Below are 21,227 nucleotides of genomic sequence, written 5' to 3'. Positions count from 1 at the left end.
GGACTGGCTTCGAGGCTCAGCAGATATTGCTTGGCCTCGATGCCCCGGCGACGCCAGGTCGCGCCAGCTCGCGAACAGATGATCGCCGCCTGTAGAACGGGATGGCCAGCGCTCTGCGCGGCGGCGACCCCGTGTGTCAGTCAGCTTATCCGGTTTTCGGAAGGAAGGGCGCCTTGGAAAACGCACTCATCACGTCCGACACTCCGGTCGATAGGACAATGCCCATCTTTGACCGGGAGTGGTGCAGGAGAGGACTCACGACCATATCTTAACCCGTTATGATCTTTGTTCTTTTTAGTGTTCACTATTCTCGATACCCTGCTCGATACCCCACGAGCTTTCCGGTGTGACGGTTCGAGTCCCTTCGAGTGATCTCCGGTTCCAAATGTATCGATTCGCGCAATCGATTTTGACGCGCGTTTGCGGAGAAGCGCTTGTCGGCCGCAATCGTGAAGCGGCCAGGGATCGGGAAAATGCGGCGAGCGTGCCCCGCCGGCCGTCACTCTTGCGCTCATTTGGGACATCCCTCTCGCGGTCAACGAGCCTGTCGGCCGATGATGCCGTGTGGGATGGGGGCCTTGCACGGCCAACGTATATGCTGCGCAGTGCGCAGGATCGCCGCCGCCATGTCTACGGCGGCATGCGCCTTCGCTTCGGCCGGCACGAGCGGCTACTGCCTTCTCAGGCGGCCGCGTTCACTTCCTGAACCGCTGCTAGTTTCTCGCGAAGACGTTAGCGCTTTCAGCCCGAGCACGAAGCAGCAGGGCAGGCGATCGCGCCGCGGATCGCAGCGCTACTTCGGCATCCGACTTGGGGCAATGTCCGGGATCTCATCCGTGAACTCGATGTTCGGATCGAGACCTGCTACCAGCATCGGCGCAGGACAGCCCAAGCGCTGCGGACCAGATCTAGGTCGGCCGATTCAGCGCGGAGCTCAATAGTGTGGCGATCTGGTCCGCTTCGTGGGCATCGAGGGCTCGACCAAGACATGCGGCGTGCTGGCGCTGGCAAAGGTCTGATAGTCATTCACACCGGCCGCTCTTCAGCCCAGCAGTTGCTGGATGTCGTAGCGCCGCTCGTCGAGCAATTGCCGGCCACGTTTGATCTCAGCAGAGTCAGACTCGTCCGTGCTCTCAAGATAAGCCGCTTCCCGGTCGCGGGCGGAATCGGCCATGCGCCGTGCCAGTGCGGCGGCCACTTTGCGTGTCTCCTCCGGCGCGATCGGTGCCGTCAGCTGCAGGAGCTTGGCCAGGTGCAGCTCGGTCAGCAACGGCGGATTGGGCGGGTTCTGGACGAACAGCTTTGTGAAGGCGCGCAGATGGCCAACCGGATCGGCGCGCAATTCTTCGAGCGTGCGCTGATATGCCTGCGGGCCGACCGAATCCTCGTGAAAGGTTCCGCCGACAATCTTCAGCACGCGAGCCTCTGTCGGGGAAAGCGTTGCGGTGGTCATGTCACAGCGTCCTTGTCAGTTTGTTGCCGGTGCTCGAATCCGGAGCGTCGAGCGGGTTCGGGAACGGTATCCGCGTGGTTCGTGCCCGCCGCATCCAGTTAAACACATTGTCATTGCTTGCGTCGTTGTTCGGATCCGTCGAATCAGACGCACCCCGCTTGGTGTGGATGCGCCGTCGCACCCGCACGTCCGGCAGGGCCAGACCGTACGCCACTGACGGGTTGGTATTGAACGAGAAGAGCCGCCGAAACGCTATGTTCGTTTCGTCGTCGTCGGTATCCGGACGATTATTCAGCACGTGGTGCAGTTCGTGCCCCAGCGTGTCGCCGACCGGATCCAGCCCCGGATTGATGAAGATGAAATAGCGATCGCCGAGCGCGGTCTTCTTGCGTTCAAAGAGCGTCGTGTAGGCGTTCCCCCTGATCAGCTTGACGAACACGACCGTGAGGGTGTTGTCACTTATCTTCGCGCCATTGATGAGATCGTCAAGGGCGGCGATCTCTTCGTCGTCATCCGCTGTCCGCGTCGCATACCGCCCCTCCGCGTCCGCCGGATCCTTGGCCTTTGCCGGCAGGGTCCGATCCTCGGTCTTGCCAGGATCGATTCTGAGCCCCGTCTGCGCCCACCGCCGATTAGCCGCCGCGAAATGGTTGGTGATCTGGGCGGCGGTGGCGTGGCTGTCGTAGTTGACCACGTTTACCGCCAGCTTGCGCCGGGACTCGGGCTTCCGCTCGAACACGGGGCGCGTGATCTTCACCTCTCCGCCGCCCGAGGCCGACGTGTAGCGGGCTTCGATCTGACCATCTAGCGCGGCCCGGCGCAACCGGTGATTGCTCTCTCCACGCTTGCGGACACCCGAACCGGCGCCACTGGTGAAGCCGCTATGAGTGTCCTGCTTGGCGTCTGCATCATCGGTCACCAGCATCAGACCTTTCGATACGAACACCTTCGAGCCGGGGCTTGTTTCGGTGAGTCTGATCTCCTGAGAAGCCGGCGCATCATCGTCGGCCGCGCCCGCGGTCAGGGTCTTCCACTGCGCGGTGACGGTCGATCCCGTCGCCTTGCTGTCGCGAACCCGGATGTAGAAGCGCCGCAAGTCAGACCCGACGAAATTGTCAGCCTCGGCCGCGCCGTTCTTGACATCGCTCGATGCATCATAGGCCTGGTCCCACAGTCCGAACATCAGCGCCGTCGCGACCGGGCTCTTGGCATCGACCGACCGCTTCTTCTTGTCGTCGAGCACGAACTCGATCTCGGCAGCCGGAGTGACCGGCGGCTGCACGGGCACGAAGTCGAAATCGTTCAGCACCTCGACGCGGCGGCTGGCGGCGTCATCGCCGGGAATGGGCTCATGCTCGCCGCGCGTATCCACCTCGATGACAAGCGTCGCTGTCTTGCCGGTGATCCGCTGGATCGCGTCGAGTATCTCCTTCTTGACGGCCTTTGCGCGGTCAAGGCCGAGATCGTCATTGTCCTTGTCGCTACCGACCGGATCGGTGTGGCCGACCGCCTTCAGGGTCGTGATCGGAGTTTTTGTCTTCTGACTTTCGACGACGCAGCGGGCGATGCCGACGATCTTCGGCTGGTGCCGCGGCAGAACCTTGGACGAGCCGAAGTCGAAGTGGTCGATGACTTCCTTCTTCGACAGTCCCGGGCATTTGGCGGGAAGCTTCGGTTCCTCGCCTTCGCCGCCACTGGCGGCGATCAGCGCTTCCCAGGTGCGCCGCCCGACGACACCGTCCCACTCCGCAGCCTGTCCCGGAAAGGCTATCCGCTGAAAGGAAACGACCGCGGCACGCGTGTTCTGGCCGAACCTGCCGTCGGTCGTCAGCGGACAGCGGTCGAGGCCGCCTTCAGCTCGGGCGACCAGCAGGGTGTGGACCTTGTTGAGCCGAATCTGCGCTTCGGTCACCGCTGCCCCTCTGGAACCCTGGCGAAGCGTCGGCTTCGACACGGCGTCCGCCGCGCCCTCGTCTGCAGGACGCAGCACGTAATATTCGGGAAGGAGCAGCCCGTCGGGACCGGTCAGGCGCCGTCGGCCCTGCCGCAGCCCGACGAAACGGCCCGGCAACTCGCCGCGCTGTGACGCCCGGAGCGCCGGATCGTCGATCATCGCGACACGGCCCCCGCGCCGAGCTCTACGATCGACAAGCAGATCGCCCTTCGCAAGCGGGACTTCAAGCCGCCGGCCAGGATAGCCGAGCACGCTGAGCCTCGGTGCGTCCGGATTGGCGGCCTGGTGCAGCAGCACCGTCGGGTCTGCCTGCAGCAGCAGGGCGGGATCGAGACCCGGCTCAGCCATGGCCGCGGGTTCGGGGCCCACCGCGACCGGGGGCGCGAACAGCGCTTCGACCTCGGCCTCGTTCATCGTCCACGAGCGTTCCAGGCTCGCTAGCTGCTCGGTCATCGCGAATGCCTCCTGAGAGATAAGCTCGCCCGCCTCGCCGGGCGATGCTGAACGCGGGATAAGGGTGCGGGTGCGTAGCGGCCGGCCCTGCTTCAGCGCGCGGGCGTTGGCCACGCAGGGCTCGACATCGAGCAGGCCATAGCCCCAGCGCCGGCCCGGCCCTGGCGCCGGCTCCAGCGAACCGAACAGGGCACGCCGCATTGCGACGATCGGCTGAACGCCTGCCACCTGCATCATCAGCGCCATGGCACCGGTGACGTGGGGCGCAGCCATGCTGGTCCCGCTCATCCTGACATAGCCTGGCGGGTCGCTGGCCGATGTTCGCGAGCGAACCGAGAGGACTTTCACGCCGGGGGCGGAAAGCAGCGGCTTGGGCCGGCCGTCCCGCGTCGGTCCGTCGCTAGAGAACTTCGCGACCGGATGGTCGGGGTCGTGACCATCATAGGCGCCGACCGCGATCGTTCGCATCGCGTTGCAGATGCTGCCGGTCGACGTCTCCGGGTTTGCGAATTCCGGGAGAAATTGACCCTGGCAAGCCGCGCAGGATGCGTTGCGCTCGATCCAGGCATGCCATCGGCCGTCGACCACGTCGGTGCCGGTGATCTCCAGCGCCCAATCGCCGGCCGGCGCCGCGGCCCCCAATGTCAGCATGACGAAGTGATCGCCGTTGTTGGGATCGAAGCCGCGATGGTAGAGTCGACCAAACTCGGTGCCGTCGAGACCCCGCAACACCGCCTTTTGGTCACGTTCGGCAGAGACCGACGCCCCGTCGGGGGCGAGCGCCCGAACCGTCAGATTGTCCGGCGCCTTGTACCAGAGTTCGACCACGACGGGCGTCGCGTCCCGCCGCGTGAGGCGGAACGGCAGCCGCTCGGTCCGCATCTCCCGCAGTCGGCCCGACATGTGCGTGTTGCGCGCGTGATAATTGCCGGTGCTCTGCACCACGGCCGTTCCGGGCCGGTTGACGATCAGCCAATCGATCGCTCGTTCGATCAGCAGCGTTCCGTCGTGCGGCCCGGCGTGGCGGCCGATGCTCATGTTGATCGCAAGCGGGCGCGTGCCCGCCACGGTCGTCACGAAGTGAATGGCTTCGAGCAGATCGATCGAATTGCCGAGATCGCCCAGTCCCGGGCCGAGATGGACGAAGCAGATATCGGCTTCGGGTGCGACGCCGGCGGGACCACCTGCGGCACCGTTGCCGGCGGCGATCCCAAGCACGTGCGTGCCGTGGGTCGGCTCGGCGCCGGTCGAGGGCCTATAGCCGAGCGCCTGGAACGGATCGGCGGCCGCCAGGGCCTGGTCGATGTCGGGCCGCCGATGGATGCGGCCATAGCCATAGGGGTTGGGCGTGGCCGGTGCGCGCTGGTCCCAGAGCGCCAGCAGCCGGCTGTGTCCGTCAGGGGTACGGAAATCGGGATGAGCGAAGTCGCAACCCCAATCAATCACCGCGACGATTGCGCCCTTGCCGGTTTCGGCGAGGCCTGCGGGACGACGCCGATCGCTATCCTTGAGATCGGGTTCCGATTCGCTGATGCCCGGCTCCTCGCCGCGCTCGATCGCGTCGAACTCCCCCTCGAATTCGCCCGCGTAAACGCGGGGCGCCTTGAGGCTCAGGATGCAGGGGTCGTCATGGATGCGCGGCAGGTCCTCCCGCGCGACGCGGCCGGTCGCTACGTCGCCGAAGCGCGCGACCAGCCGCAGTCCGGGTGGAAGCCGGCCGCATTTACCGAGGCGGGCGATGATCGCCGTCTCATCGTGCGGCGCGCCGGCCGCGATCAATTCCTGAAGCGCGGGATCCATGCTTCATTGTCTCCCGATCGCGGCCGGGGCGGAGCGTCGGTCAGGCCCGTTTGGGCGACGCCGGCGCAGCGGGGGGTTCGGGCGCCGATGGCGGGGCTGACGTCGGCTCAGCGACCAGCATCGTGTTGTTGCGCGCGTCGCCCTTACCCGAAGGCGGCTTGGCGTCCGGGGGTGGCGACCCGCTTCGCTTGGCCTCGCTATCGGCCATCTGCTTGGCGGCAAGGATGCCGATCGGGCTGCTGCCGAACAAGCCACCCACCAGTCCGATGCGGGTTGCCGCCGAACCCTTCACCCCGCTCGACTGGGCAACCGCATTGGCAATGGCAAAGCCTGGCAGAGAAAAACTGGCCATGATCCTTCTCCCTCAGGCGCTGAGCGCGATGGCCATCATCGCGATCATCATTCCCTGATTGTCGCCGCCCAGACCCGAGCTGCCGCCGCCGCCGAACGCCCCGCTGTAGAGCAGGATCGGCAGCATCTTCGCGAACTTGTCGTTCGGGTCGGCCCCGGCCGTGATCAGGGGAACGATCATCGCGAGCTGACGCGATTCATCGAGCCCCTTGCGCAACTCGGTGGTCTGACGCTTGCGGACCTCGATTTCCTTCTTGAGCGCAGTCCCCATCTTCGCGCTCTCCGTCTCCATCGTCCGGGTGCGGCCGTCGAGCGCCTTGATGGAGCCGGTATTGGTCGCGATCCGCGCGTCGAGCTTCTTCGCGGTCGCGTCCAGTTCTGCCTTCGTGGCAAGACCCTGGCGCGGAGGGGTGACGGTCGGACTGCCCTTCTGTGGGGCCTTCAGTGGCCTGAAGGACCGCGGGCGGACCTTTGCGGCCTCGTCCCAAGTACCCTCGTCATATTCGAAGTCGCTTTCATAATCGCCCTCGACATCGTGCTCCAGCACGTCTTCGAAATCGGATTCGAAGCTCGTCGTCCCAAGCATGTCACATCTCCTCGTTGTTCAGTTCAGGCTGCCTGCGCAGCGTGCCCGGCGGGTTCGACATCTTGACGCCGCGGGCCGAGCAGCCGCGCGCGCAGTTCGAAATCTGGCCTGGTCATTCCGGGCCTGCCGCGACCTCGGCAGGCGGCGCAGGCAGGGTCGTCACCCCAGCACACGCCGCATGCCCCGAGCGCGGCCGCGAGTTCGCAAAGCCGGGCAGCCGCGCGGCCATGGGCCTCGTGCAGTCGCTTGGCGATGCGCGTGACGCGATCCAGCTTCGCCTCCGTCTCATCAAGCCGTTCGCTGAGGCTGGCGATCACCTCGTCCCGCTCGTCGACCGTCGGCTCGGGCGCAGCCTTGGGCTGGAGCATCTGCATCAGCATCGCCATGCGCGGGTCGCTGCCGGCGAGCTCTCTGATCATCGCGGCCGGATCCTGCGGCGCGCCGGGGGGGACCGCGTCAAGCATAGGGGTCGTCCGCCGCTTCGAGCGCAGCCTCGTATTCAGCCTCCTGCTCGTGCCAGGCCTCCCCCTGCAGCCAGAATTGCTCTGGCACGTCATAGGTGCCGCCCCCGCCAGATGCCGGGCTGCTGACACTGACGTTCACCGGCTGGCGCTGCTGGCTCATCCAGATCGACGGCGTGAGCGCAAGCAGCGTGAGCAGTGCGTCGGTGCGTCCTTCCGCATCGTCGGCATCGATGCCGAGCGTCGCTTCGGCTGCGGTAGCGAATTCGGGAGTGGCCTCGGCCGACTCGTCATATTCGGCGGCCTCGTGCGCGGCGCGCTGCGAAAGCGTTCCCAGCGCGGCGAGAATCTGATTGACCGGGACCTGCTGGCCGCCGATCGGGATGTTGGTGCGGCCGAAGCCGCCCATCGCTGCGGAGGACAACGCCTGAGCCAGCTCGGGCCGGCCAAGCAGCCCCATCAGCGCATTGGCCGCCCCGCCTCCGGCCTGGCCGCCGGCAAGGGCGCCCGCGACCGAGCGACCGGCCTGGGTAGCGCCCAGCGCGCCGCTCGCGACGGAGGCCAGCGAACCGAGCGCGCCACCGGCGCCGCCGCCGCGCACCGTCGAGACCAGCCCCCCCACATCGTGGATCGCGCCGCCGATCTGGCGCGCGGTCTTGTTTTTGGACTGGGCCAGGATGCCGCCCGCGGCTCCCGTCGCCGCGCCGATCAGCGCGCCCCACGGGCCGAAGGTCGCGCCAGTGGCCGCTCCTTGCGCGATCGAAGGTAGCGCGCCGGCGACGACGGGCGCCGCCTGTTGGGCGAACTTGCCGACCCCTTTGGCCGCGTTCTGGAAGCCGCGGCCGATATCATCGAAGAGACCTTCGACATCCTCGGCCGTCGCTTCGGGGCCGTAGAGCGCCTGGACGACTTCATCAAGTTCCGCGGCGCCAAGGCCGGCATATTGCGGGGCCAGACTTGCGCGCAGCAGCGGAAAATCAGTGGACATGAGCAATCTCCCGAAAGGGCCGAGCGCGCATGTCAGGACGCGCCAGCATCATGGTCGATCTCGTCGGAAAGAAAGGTGCGGAGCTGCGCGACGAGACCCTCGAAATGTTCGAAGCCGCGCGAGTTGCCGCCCGATATGTCGCGAAGAGTGCCCCGCATCCGCGAGGCTCGCGTTTGCGGCTCTTCCAGCCAGCAGCGGATGATAAGTGTCCGCGCGCGAGCGGCGCTCGGGCCGGCATCCGTGGGAGCGTCGACAGACTCCTCATTCACGCCACCTCCTCCGCCGTACCGAGTCGTCCGAATTTTGCAGAATGTGGCAGAGCCGGATCACCGGCCGGACACGGCCGATCACCATTCGATCACCGGAGCGGCTGTGCCTAACCCGCGAGCATCGCGTCGATGGTGTTGATCGCGCGCGTCAAGTCTTGCCGTACGCGCAGCAGCGCTGCCTGTCCCAACCCTTCCGGGGCAGGATGGACGATCTGGTCACGACGGCCGGGCTCGATTCCAGGAAGACCGATTTTGCGCGCCAGCGCGACCGTTTCGACGGCGGGACTTACGGCCAGCTCGCGGGCGAGCAGCGCCTCCAACTCATGGTATTGCTGAATCGCCAGGCCACGGTTGCCGGTACGCTCCAGCGTCTGGATGTAGAGACGCTGTGCATCCTCCCGTAGCGGCTCGTCCGCGCAGAGCCGGCGCGTGCTCTGACGGGCAAGGTTCCACTCGCCAGCGAACGCCTCCGCGGTCGCAAGCTCGAACAGCGCGTCCAGATATAGCGCGCGTAACCGTTCACGCTCGACGACGATGCGTTCCTGGTCGCGCTGCGGCAGGAAGTCGCCCCGGTAAAGGGCGAGGGACCGGCGCAGGCGGTGCCGCTCGCATGGCTGACGCAGCCGCGCCGGATCGCGCAGCGCCGCTTCGGCCCTGGCCGCAAATGCCACGACGTCGATCCAGATCGATCGATTTGCGGCGAGCGCGATCGTCTCCCCCCTGGCGATCAGGCAGCCTCCGAAGGCTCCGGATCGCGTACGGATGCGCCAAAGCGCCGTTGCGAGGCAATGGCGAGCGGAGTCGTCGCTCTGGTTCGGCCAGAGTGCCGACGCCAGCTGCGCTCGGGTCAGCGCGCGGCGCGGAGCCGATAGCAGGCAGCCGAAGACGGGCCAAGCAGCGTCGGACAAGCGAAGCTCGCTGCCACGCACCATGCGCACGGCCTCGACGCCGAGGCAATGGAGTGACCATCTGGGCACGACATCTACCCTTTGGAAACCGCCCGGCGACCCGACAATCGAGTTCGTTGATTGTTCGAGGCTCTGCCTCCGACTCTCAACTGGTGCGGCAATATAGCACGGATGCAGCCCCGCTGTTCGGCCGGCGATGACTCTCCGTCGCGCAAACGGAAGGATTGGACGTTCGGTTGCGATTTACTCATAGGCAACCAGCGTGTGCGCGCGCGGGCCCGTCGAACCCCAGTAAGCCACGTCGAGCATGTTATATCCCAAGCTCACGAACATGACTGCCGCTGCCCCGCATCGGGGCGGGCCGTTTCCTCGATGCGCACCATGCCTCGTTCCCTCGTTCGGAGCGCTCGGCGAGAGCCGTCCTAAGGCGCGCTGACGAAAGCTTCGAGCGCAGCTGATCCGCGCAGTTCGGGGCCCGGCCCGCAGCAGGGTAGTTATAGGATCACGGTCAGTTTTTCGTCCAACCGACAGCCGTGTTCAACGCACGAACACGGACTCGACCGTCGCTTTCAGGAGCCACAAGAGCTCACCTCTATGGCGGTGCCCATTCTTAAGCGCTTGATCCCGCGAGACGGGTAGATCGTCGGGAATCGGGCGATAGCGGGCCCTCCAATCGCTAAGCGCGTGTACGTCGGCGATCTCACCTGGCGCGCCCGAAGTTGAAGCGCGGCACCGAGGGCTGCTCAAACATGCGCGAAGCGGCAGGGTCAGAGTTCTTGAAAGAGCAAATAGCTCCGCTTGCTACTGGTCGGAACACTGAAGATCGAAGCCGAAAGCGGCCGCCGGTGGCTCTGCAGGAGGCAGCAGATATTGCAGGGCCTCGGGCGTCAACTGCTGATAAATCGTCGCATGGGTCAGGTCGGGACGCTGCACGTCACATAACGGCAGGCCTTGTTGGCGGGTCGCGGCAATAAGCCTTTGACTGGCGGCAGGCTCTTCCAACTGTTCCTTCGCGATCGCTAGGAAGAAAGGACGGGATTTTTGCCGCTTATCGATCCAACCCGCTGCGGCGAGCGACAATGCTTCCCTGTCCCACCACAGGCTGGGATCGATCGCGCCATAGCCGTCGAATAGCGTCGGCTCGGTGAGATATGTCTCAACGACGAACAGACCGGCAAGGGACTCACCCAGCACGACGCTCCGACCATTGGTGCGATACGTTCGCTCGATGAGCGGCTTCACCTCGGCTCTGATGAAGTCCCGAAACCTCGCTGATGCGCCGGCGGTCGGATAGCGCTTCAACAGCTCGGGATCCCTGGTCGGGCCGACCAATTCCTTGCGGCGATCCTCGGTCGCGATGCCGACGACGATCGCCTCGACGGATCGGCCCCACATAGCGCCCAGCTGAACCACGCCCGCCACATGCAGCAGGTCCTGGTCGATGCCGCCGTCGATCAGGTAGAGCACAGGGTAGCGCCGGTCGGGCGCCTTCGCGTAACTGGATGGCAGGACCACATTGACAATGCGATGCTCGCCCAGCGCCTGCGATGGGATATCATAGGATTTGCCGATTTCGATCGGGCTCTGGGTCGCCCCTGGCAACACGGCCCAAGCCGCCGCTGTCAACGCGATTTCCCAAAGCCGAGGCATCATCGCCTGACGAATTGCCGCTCCTGAAGCGCAAATACCAGAACATTCATTGCGAGCCCGGCCTCGATCGCGCCGGCAACGAGCAGCTTCAACCTGGGCAGCTGCGTTGCCTGCTACAATCCCTGCGAGGTATATATTGAAAATATAGCCTAAAAGGAATACATTGAATTTATACCCCGGCCGGTATATCTCCATAATATACCATCCACGGGATGACCGCGACCGCTATGAACCAGCCAATCCGATCCCCAAAGCAGCTAGGATCTCTTATCCGTCAGGCCCGTCTTCAACGCTCGATGACGCAGAAGGACCTTGCTGACCTTATTGGCACCTACCAGAAAACCATCTCGCAAATCGAAAACGGGAATCCCGGCGCCAAACTCGAGACAATGTTCTCAATCCTCGCGGCGCTCGACCTGGACCTGGAACTGGTCTCGAGGCGCAAGAGCCGCCCTGACCTGGGGGACATATTCTAAATGACGCGCCGCAAGAGTCACGCTCCTCTCAAGGTGCTTATCAATGGCCGTATCACGGGACGGCTGGAAAAGGAGACCAGCGGCGCGATCCGCTTCAAATATGACGACAGCTGGCTTGGCTGGGCACATCGTTTTCCAATTTCGCTGTCCTTGCAATTACGACACACGGCCTATCAAGGCACGCCCGTGGCGGCAGTTTTCGACAACCTGCTGCCTGATAACCCGAACATCCGGCGCAGGGTCGCCGAACGAACTGGGGCCCAAGGAACCGACGCGTACAGCCTGCTGGAGCAGATCGGGCGGGATTGCGTCGGGGCGATGCAGTTCCTACCCGAAGAGATGGAGGCCCGGAACGGGGACATCCAAGGAGAGTCGATCGACGACGACGAAATCGAGCGACTGCTCGCAAATCTCGGAGGGGTACCGCTCGGAATCGATCCCGAGCATGAGTTTCGCATCTCGATCGCGGGCGCACAGGAAAAAACCGCGCTGCTCCATTATGACGGCAAATGGATGCGCCCCATCGGCACCACCCCCACCACCCATATTCTCAAGCCACAATTAGGCGAGATACCGACTTCGACCGGCGTGATCGACATGGCTGCCAGCGTCGATAATGAGCATTACTGCTTGAAGCTGATGGAAGCCTTCGGGCTGACCGTGGCGTCGACGTCCATCGCCACCTTCGGGGAGCGCCGCGTGCTTGTCGTGGAACGCTTCGATCGGCAGCGCACCTCCGACAGCCGGATCCTTCGGCAGCCGCAAGAAGACTGCTGCCAGGCCTTGGGCATTCCGCCGAGCCGAAAGTACCAGTCAACTGTCGAAGGCCATCAAAATGGTCCCAGTGCCGTCGATATCCTAACTCTATTGCGTGGGAGCGATGAGCCGACGCGAGATCGAGTTGACTTCTTCAAAAGCCAAATTCTCTTCTGGCTGATCGGTGCAACTGACGGTCATGGTAAGAATTTCAGCATTTTCCTCCGCCCGGGCGGCGGTTACGAGCTGACCCCCTTCTATGACGTGCTGTCAGCCCAGCTGGCATTCGACAACAAACAGATTCCGAACAATCGCTACAAGCTGGCGATGTCAGTCGGCGCATCTCGCAAATATCGGATTCTAGACATCACCGGGCGGCATTTTGTCCAGACCGGCAAGGAAGCCGGTCTAGGCCCCACACCCATAAGGGGCGCTATCACCGAGATATTGGATACTGCCCAGAGCGCGCTGACCGAGGCGCGCGAGCAAATGCCGCGCGACTTTTTCGAACCAGTACATAACAGCGTCTCACGTGCACTCGAAGGGAGGCTCGCTACGTTGATGCTTGCGTTCGATGAGCTTTAGACTGCTCTCGGATGCGCGACCAGTCGAATACAACCGCGCGCACGATCTGCGGCAATCCAGTCACCCCTCATCGCTGCACGGCGAAACGGCCGATCACTTGCGCGCACGATAATCTTCCGTTTGCGACATAAGCCGAGACGATCACGATTGAGCGCGACTGGAACGCGCCTGGAATTCAGAGCCTAGCCGGAGTGCTGCATTTCCGAGACTACGGCTCGTAGATCGACGATCTCAAGGGCGGGCGAACGGTCGTATTCGCCGACGCTGAAAAGGATCCGCGAACCGCAGAGACGGCGGAGGCGCTAAAGGGAATCAGCGCTCAGTCCGTGGTCAACATGCCGATCAACGAGCAAGGCGGTTTTGTCGCTCTGCTTTATCTCAATCACGCTACCGCTCGCGAGTGGACCCAGGACGAACTCGATTTCATTCGTGACGTTGCCGAGCGCACCCGTGCGGTCGTCGAACGTCGGCGAGTGGAACAGGAGCTTAAGGAAAGCGCGGAGCGATTCCGGACCGTGTTCGAGAATGCAGCGGTCGGGATGATCTAGATCGACGCCGACTGGCGGATACTCGGCGCCAATGTCGCTTACTGCGACATAGTCGGAATATCACGCAATTCGCTGGTTGAGCAGAACTGCCTCGCTTTCACGCACGAGGACGACATCGAACTCAGCCAGAGCGCGCTGCGCACGGCCGCCGCCGGGCCCAAAGGCGAACGGATCAGCTTCGAGAAGCGCTATATTCGAAGTGACGGGCGTGAGGTGTGGATTTCGGATCGATCGTGCCGTAGCCAGCCCGGCTCACGTTCAGGCTCCGGCCGAGAACTTCGGCGGCGGCATACGCAATCTCGGCCGGGTCTTCCAGGTCGCGAAAACGGTCGTTGAGTTCCAGCAGGGCTGCTAGTCTGGCCGCGAGGGTGCGTTCCGATCGGGGCGCGCTGCTTGGAGAGGTCGCCGCTGGCGGGACACGATCACTGGCCATGGAGCGCTCCTACCGCCCTGAAAATGCAAGTCCAACAGAGATGTTAGCTCTTGCTGGACGCATGCCCGCTTCTCGGAAGCACGTGCGTCGCTACAACGACGGGGCGTCACCCTGCCGCTCCACGTTAGTGGGTGTGAGCGTGCGCTTCGGAGCAGACTGCAACCCAACTCTGAGGTTGCGAATGGGCGCAGAGCTGCCAACCTTCGATCGGCCGTGCCGCCCACACAGGATCGTCCTAGACGCGATCGCATCAATCCAAGCACGGCTAATGGAACGCGAGCATCGGCGCAGCCGGTTAACCGGCGGCGCGGGCGACACACGGATCGGTCGATTCACGGCCGATTCCCTCGCTAACGATTCGCGCCAGTCGTTCAGCCAGTTCGCTTTGCCGAAAAGGCTTGGGCAGGAGAGGCAAGTCGCCCGCTTCATGCCCAGCCAGTTGAGCATACCCAGTGAGCAACAAGATCGGCGGTGCGCTCGGCATCTGCCTGATCGCCGCCGCGAGATCGAGACCGGTCATGCCGGGCATCAGATAATCCGTCACAACCAAGTCTGGGCGAAGTCCGCCGCACAGCAGTTCCAGGGCGTTCGAGGCTGAGCTGGCTTCAGTCACGCTGTGACCCATGTCCTTCAGCATCTCGGACGTGCCTGTTCGGACCAACTCCTCATCGTCGACGAGAAGTATGGCGAGCGGCCGAGTGTGAGGAAAATCACCCGTCGAATCCCGCCTCAAGGCTTCAGGCATACCGCTCGTGGCGGGCAGCCAAATATCGGCTCGAGTGCCCTGACCCGGCGTGCTCCAAAGAAGCAACGCCCCGCCGGATTGCGCCGCCAGGCCATGGACCATGGAAAGTCCAAGCCCTGTCCCCTTGCCGACGCCCTTGGTCGAGAAGAACGGCTCGATCGCTCGCTTCATCGTGGCGCTATCCATGCCCGCGCCTGTATCGATGACCGACAAACGTACATATTTGCCATGGCGCAGACCGGTGGGATGATCCGGCCCGATATCGTGCGCATCGATATCGACCGTTATTACTCCGCCGTTCGGCATGGCATCACGGGCGTTCACGGCCAGATTAAGCAATGCGAGTTCGAGTTGATTAGGGTCGACACGCGCAGGCGGCAAATTAGGAGCCGCGTTCACCTTGATGTCGACCTTCGGGCCGATCGAACGGCCGATCAGCTCGGTGACGCCGCCGACAAGCTCAGCCGTATCGACTGCCGTGGCTTCGAGCACCTGCTTGCGCGCGAAGGCGAGCAGCCGCTGGACGAGGGTCTTAGCGCGCTCGGCCGCCTTCAACGCTCCGCTCAGCAGGCGCTGGCCGCGATCGTCGCCATCGAGCCGCTGGCGCAGCAGGTCGAGATTGCCCATGATCGGCGTCAGCAGATTATTGAAATCATGGGCAACGCCGCCGGTCAGCTGCCCGATCGTCTCGAGCTTCTGGACTTCGCCGAGCTGCGCGAGAACCTGCTCACGTTCTGCAATTGCCGCGACCACTCGGCTTTCCAGCTCTTCATTGAGGCGCTTCAAAGCAGCCTCGGCCTCGTACTGCGCCGACACGTCGGTATTGGTGCCAAGCCATCGCACGACCTTGCTCTCTGCGTCGTGGACGGGCACCGCTCTGGTCAGGAAGGGTCGGAACACACCGTCCGCGCCTCGAAGCGGGAATGTCATCTCAAATGGCTCGCCCGTCTCAATCGAGTGACGCCATCCATTCTGCACAGTGGGCAGCACAGCCGGATCGTGCACAGACTCGCCGTCCCAACTGTCCATGTCCTCCGGGTGAGTGCCGGTGTATTCATGCCAGCGGCGATTGTACCAAGTGATACGGCCATCGGCATTCGCCATCCAGCAGAGCTGCGGCATCGCATCGACCAGAGTTGAAAAATTGCGCTCGCTTTCGCGCAGTGCCGCTTCCGCCCGCCGGCGCTCCTCTCGCTCGCGCGCCTCGACGATGCCGCGCTTCGCGACGCTGAACAGCCGCTCCAGCCGCTGCTTCACGACATAGTCGGTCGCACCGCGTTTGACCGCTTCAACTGCGACATCTTCGCCGAGCGTGCCCGACACGAAGATGAACGGCGTCTGCGGTGCGATCTCAAGGGCTATGTCGAGCGCGGCTTCGCCATCGAAATTGGGCAGCTGATGATCGGCGAGGATCAGATCGAAGCGCTCCCGCTCGAGCGCGGTCCGAAACTCGTCGCGGGTCCAGACGCGATGGATGAAGCAGTCCATGCCTTCGCTGCGCAGGAACTCGCAGATCAGGTCGGCGTCCAGCGCGCTGTCCTCCAGATGGAGGATCCGCACTTCGCCCAGCGGAAGATCTGCTTTGGTCACGCGTTGCCGCTTCCGCCTTTGCCGCGGGGAGGCGGCTCGTTCAGCACCGCCCAGAACATGCCGAGATCGCGGATCGCTTCGAAGAATTGCTCGAACCCGACTGGCTTCACGACGAACGCGTTGACGCCGAGGCTGTAGCTGCGGACCAGATCACTTTCCTCGCGAGACGAGGTCAGCATCACCACTGGCGTATGGCGCAGGTTCGGGTCGCTCTTGATGCGCTCCAGCACTTCGAGCCCGTCGACCTTCGGCAGTTTGAGGTCAAGCAGCACCACGGCCGGGTCGCCTGTCTCGCGCCCGGCCTGGGCTCCGGTCGACGTGAGATACTCCAGCGCCTCGGCGCCATCTCTTACCACCACAACCGTGTTGGCGAGCTGGCACTGCTCAAGCGCGGCGAGCGTAAGCTCGAGGTCCTTCGGGCTGTCCTCGACCAGCAATATGGGTTTCAGATCGCTCATTCCACCTCCACTTCCTTTGGCAGCGCGAAGAAGAAAGTAGCGCCGCCATTCAACGTGCCTTCCGCCCAGGCCTGCCCACCGTGCCGTTCCACGATGCGCTTCACGTTCGCGAGCCCGATGCCTGTGCCCTCGAATTCCTCGACCCGGTGAAGGCGCTGAAACACGCCGAACAGCTTGCCGACATAGGCCATGTCGAAGCCGGTGCCGTTGTCGCGCACGAAGTAGGTCACCTGATTGCCATCGTCGGTGGCGCCGATCTCGATGGTCGGCTCGTCGCGCTCACGGCTGAATTTCAGCGCGTTTTCGAGCAGGTTCTGCCAAACGAGCCTCAACATCGTGGCATCGCCCATGACGCTCGGCAGTTTGGCAATCGTCCAGTCCGTGCGGCCCTCTTCTTCACCGAGAAGCGCGCGCTTCACCTCATCGACAAGCATGTTCATGTCAATGCGAATGGGGCGAAGCGACGCGCGCCCCATCTGGCTGTAGCTCAGCAGATCATCGACCAAAGTACCGGCCGAAATCGCGGACTCGACGATTGTGTCTATGTACCTGTCGCCGCGTTCGGTCAGCCGGTCTCCTTCGTATTTCTTGAGCAGCTGCGCATAGCCGACGATATGCCGAAACGGTGCCCGCAGGTCATGGCTGACGGAGTAAGAGAACGCCTCCAGCTCCTTATTGATACTGACAAGTCGCTCGGTCAGTTCCGCGCGCTCCTCGGCGTTGCGCAGGACGATATCGACGATGGCGGTGCGCAAAGCCGTTGCCGCCTCGACCTCGGCGGCCTCCCATGGACGCGATTTCAGCCGCACTGTCTCCTGCCAGCTCTCGAAGGACTTGCGCGGATGCAGCCGCAGGCCCTGGGGGTCCAGTTCGGCGCGTTTTCGGGGATCGCCGCCCCAGCTGATGGTGCGGATGACCTCTGGCCGGAACCACAGCAAGTAGCTGTCGTGAAGCTGCGAGATCGAGATTGCGAGAAGGCCGCTCGCCTGGTCCTTGATGCGTTCGGCGCCCGGCATGTCGCCAGCCAGGCTGTCGCTCACGACGATGTCGCGGCGATCGCCCTGTGCGAGCCAGTCGACGATGCCGGAAACCTCACCTTCGCTGGGCGTCTCACCGACCAGCGTGCAAGTGTCGCCCGAAACGATCGCCGCTCCGGCCGCACCGGTGAGCGCGAGCAGGTCGTCCGTGCCTGCCAGCAAGCCCGTGACGAAATTGCCTGCCGCCGCCATTTGTGCCAGCAGCCGGCTCTGAACCGTCTGGAGCGCCGACCGCTTCTGGGCCAGGGCCGCGCTTTCCTTGGCCGCGATCTGCATCGACACGACTTGGCCGATGAAATCACAGGCGGTCCGGATGTGATAGCCGACCTGCGTCGCGTCGCGGTTATGGCAGGAGATCAGTCCCCAAAGCTGGCCGTCGCGCAACAGCGAGATCGACATTGACGCCATGGTGCCCATGTTGCGCATATATTCGAGATGCACCGGCGAGACGCTGCGTAGGATCGAGTGGCTTAGATCGACCGGAGCACCCGTTTTCGGATTCAGCACGGGCTCGATCGGCACCGGCGTGTAGGTCGCGTCAGCGATCAGGCGAAGCCGGTTGAGGCGGTAGAGTTCGCGCGCCTGCGCCGGAATGTCCGATGCGGGAAACCGCAGGTCGAGATAGGATGGAAGCCGGTCATTCCGATCCTCGGCAATGACCGTGCCGTTCCAGGCCTCGTCGAACTGATAGACCATGGTGCGATCGAGCCCGGTGATGCGGCGAACCTCCCGAGCGGCAAGGGACGCCACATCCTCGATCGAGTTCGCGTGCTGCAGATCGTCGAGGAAGTCGCGCACATGGGGATAGACTTCGTCGAAGCTGCGTGGCTCTGTCTCGGACGCTCGCTCGAGTTCGAGGATGAGCATCCCGCCTGACCGATGCGCAACGAGATGGTGGAGGGTGGCCCCGGTCCGGAGCGCGCCAAGAGAGACGCTGCCGGCAGGCGGCACCTTTGCGTCCAGATCCTGGACCACGGCGGCGGCGCCAGGCGTCAGCACGTCCTTGATCGGACGCCCGATCGCTCCCCTGTCATCGGCCAGCGCCGAGCGATCTCCGATCGCCGCCTGCATCACGACCTGGCTGACAGGATCGAGCACCAGCAGCGCGCCCTGAGGCTGGATGCTGCCGGGAATGCGGATCGGCTCTTGTTCGCAGCCAATAATGTCGAGGTCCGGCGTTCCGGTGGTCGTAGCGGCTACCGAAGACATCGGCCCTCCATGCATGTGCGGAAATGACCAAACGCCGCCGCCGCGCCTTCGGTCGCATCCTCTATAAGCTTGTTACGGTCCAGGCGCTCCAGACGAGCGCAGAACTCGGTCCAGCGCTGCCCTTGGCCGACCGGTCCCCGGAAGAAGCGGCGCCCGTCCTTCTTCGCACCGAATAAAGCGTCGAGCGCGGCGTAGATCACCTGCCCTCCGACGCTAGACCCTCGAACGACGTAAGAGAATCCGATGTTCCAGCCCGGGCGAGTATCGGCCTCGAGCACCGCCCTGCAAGAGATGGCGGGCAATCCGAGCGCCGCCAGGTCGAGCTCGATAAGTGCTCGACGCGCGCGACCGTCAAAGTCTGGATCGTCGTAATCGAGTGACTGATCGGCGCATGTCTGTATGCCTTCGGTCGATCCGTGGAAGTCATGGAGCGCGGCGACAACGCGCCCATACCGAGGCTTGTCCAGGCGGCCCTGGAGCAGTTCCCTAAAGGGCGGCAGTTCGTGGATGGCCTGATGCGCGCCGCGCGTCGCTTCTCGCAACGCCCAACGAAAACCCGGTCTAGTTTCGCTCCCCCCGAGTGGAGCTACTTCGAACATTGGAGCGCGCAATGCCCGGATGCGGAACGAATCTCAAGCAGGAAAGCCGAGCGACGAGCGCGACGATCAGCCGTGTGGCCGTTGATCGGGTTCGGTTCGAAAGCCCGTTCAGGCGTAGGCATAAGCACACAAACTCCGAGCGCGTCGGGCGATAAAATGATGCGAGCCCTCTAACCGCATGCGCAACGATCCTGTATGTCTTGTGACATAGGGACGTCGAAAGGCGGCAGTTTAGGTTGCAATCGTTCACTCCCTCGACATCGAGCGCGTTCAGATGGCCCCGTACTTCGACCGCATTCCCAACCCGGCGCCCTGCGTCGCGTGCCCGCTGCGGCGCCTACCGGTGTTCCGGGCGAACACGATTGAGGAGGTCGCATTCATCGAGCACATGCGGATGGATCAGATCAAGGTGACAGCGGGGCACACGATTTGCCACGAAGGCGACCCATCTCCCCCGCTGGCGTCCCTCTTTTCCGGCTGGGCTTTTCGCTACAAAACTCTGCCGGACGACAGGCGGCAGATTCTCAATTTTCTGCTTCCCGGCGATGTGATAGGGTTTCAGGCGAACATGCTGGGCGAGGCCGCACACGGTGTGGAAGCACTAACCGACGTCGTCCTATGCCGGCATTCCCGCGATCAGCTCTGGCCCTTGTATTGCACTTATCCCGAGCTTGCCTTCGACACGACCTGGCTGACGGCAAAAGAGGAAAGCCTTGTCGACGAGGTGCTGTTGTCCGTTGGCCGCAGAACCGCCGCCGAACGCGTGGCCATGCTGATGATCCATCTATACAGGCGTGCCCGGGCCATTCAGCCCAGCGGCGACGACGTTGTCCATATGCCGGTTACCCAGCAACACATAGCCGACGCGCTGGGCCTGTCGCTGGTTCACACCAACAAGACCCTTCGCCGCCTGCAGAAATTCGGCTTTTTCAGCTTCCGGCAGCAACAGCTGCAGGTGCCGAATCTGAAAGCGTTGGAGCAGTTCGCCCATTTTGCCGAGCCGCCACCTCGTCCACGTCCCCTGCTCTGAAGCAGGCGCGAAGGCCGCTCGGAATGGAAGACAGATCAGAGAAAAGGTGGTGGACGCACTAGGGCCCGAACCGAGGACCCGCTGATCAAGACTCAGCTGCTTTCACAGCCGTCGAACGTCCGCTTGGATGCAAGCCTGCCAAGAGCTGTCAGGCCGCTCCCGGCTCGACTTCGGTCATTCGCTGAGACCCTGACGAACGGCGAGAATGGGCGCTAAACAGGCCAACGCAGAACCTTAGGATTGTCACATCAGTGTCTTGCAGACCACTGATCGTCCGACACAGCCGCGAGAAGTTCGATGGGCAAGTTCCACAACTCTAATATTTGCCCGGTTGAACCCCGAAGCACCCTCGATACGGCCGAAGCACACGACGGCGAGCGCAAGCGCCTGCAAGGGCAAATCCCGCAGTCATCATCGCCCACGAGAACGGCTCGGGAACAGCAGCTGGCCCTGACGCTGGAACGTTGAAGGTAAAGGTCGCCTGGAACCCAGCTTGCGCTTGCCCAGACTTGGTGAACTGGAACGGATTGAAGCCTCGTAGCGGATCACTGACGCCAAAATCCAAACTCCAGTCGCCGTTCGCAATGCCAAATAGCTGAAACGTGTACTCGCCGGGTAAGAAGTCTCCGATGAAGAAGCTTATGGGTCCCAGCCTACCTAAGAGCGGCTGGCTATCGTCGGATGCATCCGTCGCTACGCCTTCTCGGAAATATTCACTATCGGGGATGTCATTATAAAACATGGCCGATTGCGGATCGTAACCTAGTCTTCGCCCTTTCGGATCGGTAATTACCAACTCGATGGGAGAATTAACAGAACCCTGGATAATCTGCTTCTTGAACGGAGTAAGGACGTCGACGAACGTAGCTCTGTTCGTAGAGAATGCGC

Annotated in this window: 18 protein-coding genes and 1 pseudogene; 5 read left to right on the top strand and 14 right to left on the bottom strand. The window is 63.4% G+C overall.

The annotated features are described in order from the left end of the window. Nucleotides 1-1,042 precede the first annotated feature (1,042 nt). From SCH01S_RS15620 to SCH01S_RS00155, 9 genes are all read right to left on the bottom strand, one after another. Nucleotides 1,043-1,453, bottom strand: coding sequence for a hypothetical protein (locus SCH01S_RS15620; protein WP_157032744.1), 411 nt, complete (start codon nt 1,451-1,453; stop codon nt 1,043-1,045). 1 nt (nt 1,454) lies between these two features. Beyond that, nucleotides 1,455-5,660 (bottom strand): S8 family serine peptidase, encoded by a 4,206-nt coding sequence (locus SCH01S_RS15615; RefSeq protein ID WP_052733677.1) that lies wholly within the window; start codon nt 5,658-5,660, stop codon nt 1,455-1,457. Between the two features lie 40 nt (nt 5,661-5,700). Further along, nucleotides 5,701-6,012 carry a hypothetical protein gene (locus tag SCH01S_RS00180; RefSeq protein ID WP_157032743.1) on the bottom strand — a complete coding sequence of 104 codons (312 nt, stop codon included), beginning with the start codon at nt 6,010-6,012 and terminating at the stop codon, nt 5,701-5,703. Between the two features lie 12 nt (nt 6,013-6,024). Continuing rightward, nucleotides 6,025-6,597 (bottom strand): hypothetical protein, encoded by a 573-nt coding sequence (locus SCH01S_RS00175; protein ID WP_046346740.1) that lies wholly within the window; start codon nt 6,595-6,597, stop codon nt 6,025-6,027. A gap of 23 nt (nt 6,598-6,620) precedes the next feature. Continuing rightward, a complete protein-coding gene (locus tag SCH01S_RS00170; RefSeq protein WP_046346739.1) occupies nt 6,621-7,061 on the bottom strand; it encodes a hypothetical protein in 441 nt (146 codons plus the stop codon). Then, nucleotides 7,054-8,046: a hypothetical protein gene (locus SCH01S_RS00165; RefSeq protein ID WP_046346738.1), complete on the bottom strand. Its 993-nt coding sequence runs from the start codon at nt 8,044-8,046 to the stop codon at nt 7,054-7,056. The genes SCH01S_RS00170 and SCH01S_RS00165 overlap by 8 nt, the downstream gene beginning before the upstream one ends. Nucleotides 8,047-8,078: 32 nt before the next feature. Beyond that, a complete protein-coding gene (locus tag SCH01S_RS17310) occupies nt 8,079-8,204 on the bottom strand; it encodes a hypothetical protein (RefSeq protein ID WP_281174934.1) in 126 nt (41 codons plus the stop codon). Nucleotides 8,205-8,422: 218 nt separating this feature from the next. Next, on the bottom strand, nt 8,423-9,247 hold the full coding sequence (locus tag SCH01S_RS00160) for an AfsR/SARP family transcriptional regulator (protein WP_046346737.1): 825 nt from the start codon (nt 9,245-9,247) through the stop codon (nt 8,423-8,425). A 777-nt stretch (nt 9,248-10,024) separates the two neighbouring features. Beyond that, the gene (locus tag SCH01S_RS00155; protein ID WP_084689310.1) at nt 10,025-11,068 is read right to left on the bottom strand and encodes an alpha/beta hydrolase; all 1,044 of its coding nucleotides are present in this window, start codon (nt 11,066-11,068) and stop codon (nt 10,025-10,027) included. A gap of 17 nt (nt 11,069-11,085) precedes the next feature. Between SCH01S_RS00155 and SCH01S_RS00150 the strand changes: the two genes are divergently transcribed. The 4 genes from SCH01S_RS00150 to SCH01S_RS17385 all read left to right on the top strand — a co-directional run bounded on the left by SCH01S_RS00150 (nt 11,086) and on the right by SCH01S_RS17385 (nt 13,574). Continuing rightward, complete coding sequence (locus SCH01S_RS00150) at nt 11,086-11,349, top strand: helix-turn-helix transcriptional regulator (RefSeq protein WP_369385506.1); 264 nt, start codon at nt 11,086-11,088, stop codon at nt 11,347-11,349. Then, nucleotides 11,350-12,690, top strand: a complete 1,341-nt coding sequence (locus tag SCH01S_RS00145) for a type II toxin-antitoxin system HipA family toxin (protein WP_046346736.1) — start codon at nt 11,350-11,352, stop codon at nt 12,688-12,690. It begins immediately after the preceding gene. A 221-nt stretch (nt 12,691-12,911) separates the two neighbouring features. Then, complete coding sequence (locus tag SCH01S_RS15975) at nt 12,912-13,238, top strand: GAF domain-containing protein (RefSeq protein WP_245612122.1); 327 nt, start codon at nt 12,912-12,914, stop codon at nt 13,236-13,238. Then, complete coding sequence (locus tag SCH01S_RS17385; protein ID WP_084689309.1) at nt 13,239-13,574, top strand: PAS domain-containing protein; 336 nt, start codon at nt 13,239-13,241, stop codon at nt 13,572-13,574. It begins immediately after the preceding gene. A 392-nt stretch (nt 13,575-13,966) separates the two neighbouring features. Here the strand turns inward: SCH01S_RS17385 and SCH01S_RS15610 are convergent, their stop codons facing one another. Genes SCH01S_RS15610 through SCH01S_RS00120 form a run of 4 tightly spaced genes read right to left on the bottom strand, consistent with a single transcriptional unit; the run spans nt 13,967 to nt 19,309 of the window. After that, the gene (locus SCH01S_RS15610; RefSeq protein ID WP_052733675.1) at nt 13,967-16,006 is read right to left on the bottom strand and encodes a PAS domain-containing hybrid sensor histidine kinase/response regulator; all 2,040 of its coding nucleotides are present in this window, start codon (nt 16,004-16,006) and stop codon (nt 13,967-13,969) included. Beyond that, entirely contained in the window at nt 16,003-16,464 is a 462-nt protein-coding gene (locus SCH01S_RS00130; protein ID WP_046346734.1) for a response regulator, read from the bottom strand. Before SCH01S_RS00130 ends, SCH01S_RS15610 begins: the two co-directional genes overlap by 4 nt. Beyond that, nucleotides 16,461-18,710 carry an ATP-binding protein gene (locus SCH01S_RS00125; RefSeq protein ID WP_046346733.1) on the bottom strand — a complete coding sequence of 750 codons (2,250 nt, stop codon included), beginning with the start codon at nt 18,708-18,710 and terminating at the stop codon, nt 16,461-16,463. Before SCH01S_RS00125 ends, SCH01S_RS00130 begins: the two co-directional genes overlap by 4 nt. After that, entirely contained in the window at nt 18,698-19,309 is a 612-nt protein-coding gene (locus SCH01S_RS00120) for a biliverdin-producing heme oxygenase (RefSeq protein WP_084689308.1), read from the bottom strand. The genes SCH01S_RS00125 and SCH01S_RS00120 overlap by 13 nt, the downstream gene beginning before the upstream one ends. A 274-nt stretch (nt 19,310-19,583) precedes the next feature. Here SCH01S_RS00120 and SCH01S_RS00115 point away from each other — a divergent pair, with 274 nt between their 5' ends. After that, nucleotides 19,584-20,339: a Crp/Fnr family transcriptional regulator gene (locus SCH01S_RS00115; RefSeq protein ID WP_046346731.1), complete on the top strand. Its 756-nt coding sequence runs from the start codon at nt 19,584-19,586 to the stop codon at nt 20,337-20,339. 316 nt (nt 20,340-20,655) lie between these two features. Here SCH01S_RS00115 and SCH01S_RS17445 read toward each other — a convergent pair. After that, nucleotides 20,656-20,784, bottom strand: a pseudogene (locus SCH01S_RS17445) (PEPxxWA-CTERM sorting domain-containing protein); the annotation flags it as partial. Between the last annotated feature and the right edge of the window lie 443 nt (nt 20,785-21,227).

Origin of the sequence: Sphingomonas changbaiensis NBRC 104936 (assembly GCF_000974765.1) — a bacterium.
Classification (GTDB): Bacteria; Pseudomonadota; Alphaproteobacteria; order Sphingomonadales; family Sphingomonadaceae; genus Sphingomonas_B; species Sphingomonas_B changbaiensis.
The sequence above is the reverse complement of the archived record's forward strand: the minus strand, read 5'-3'. Positions and strand labels throughout refer to the sequence as shown.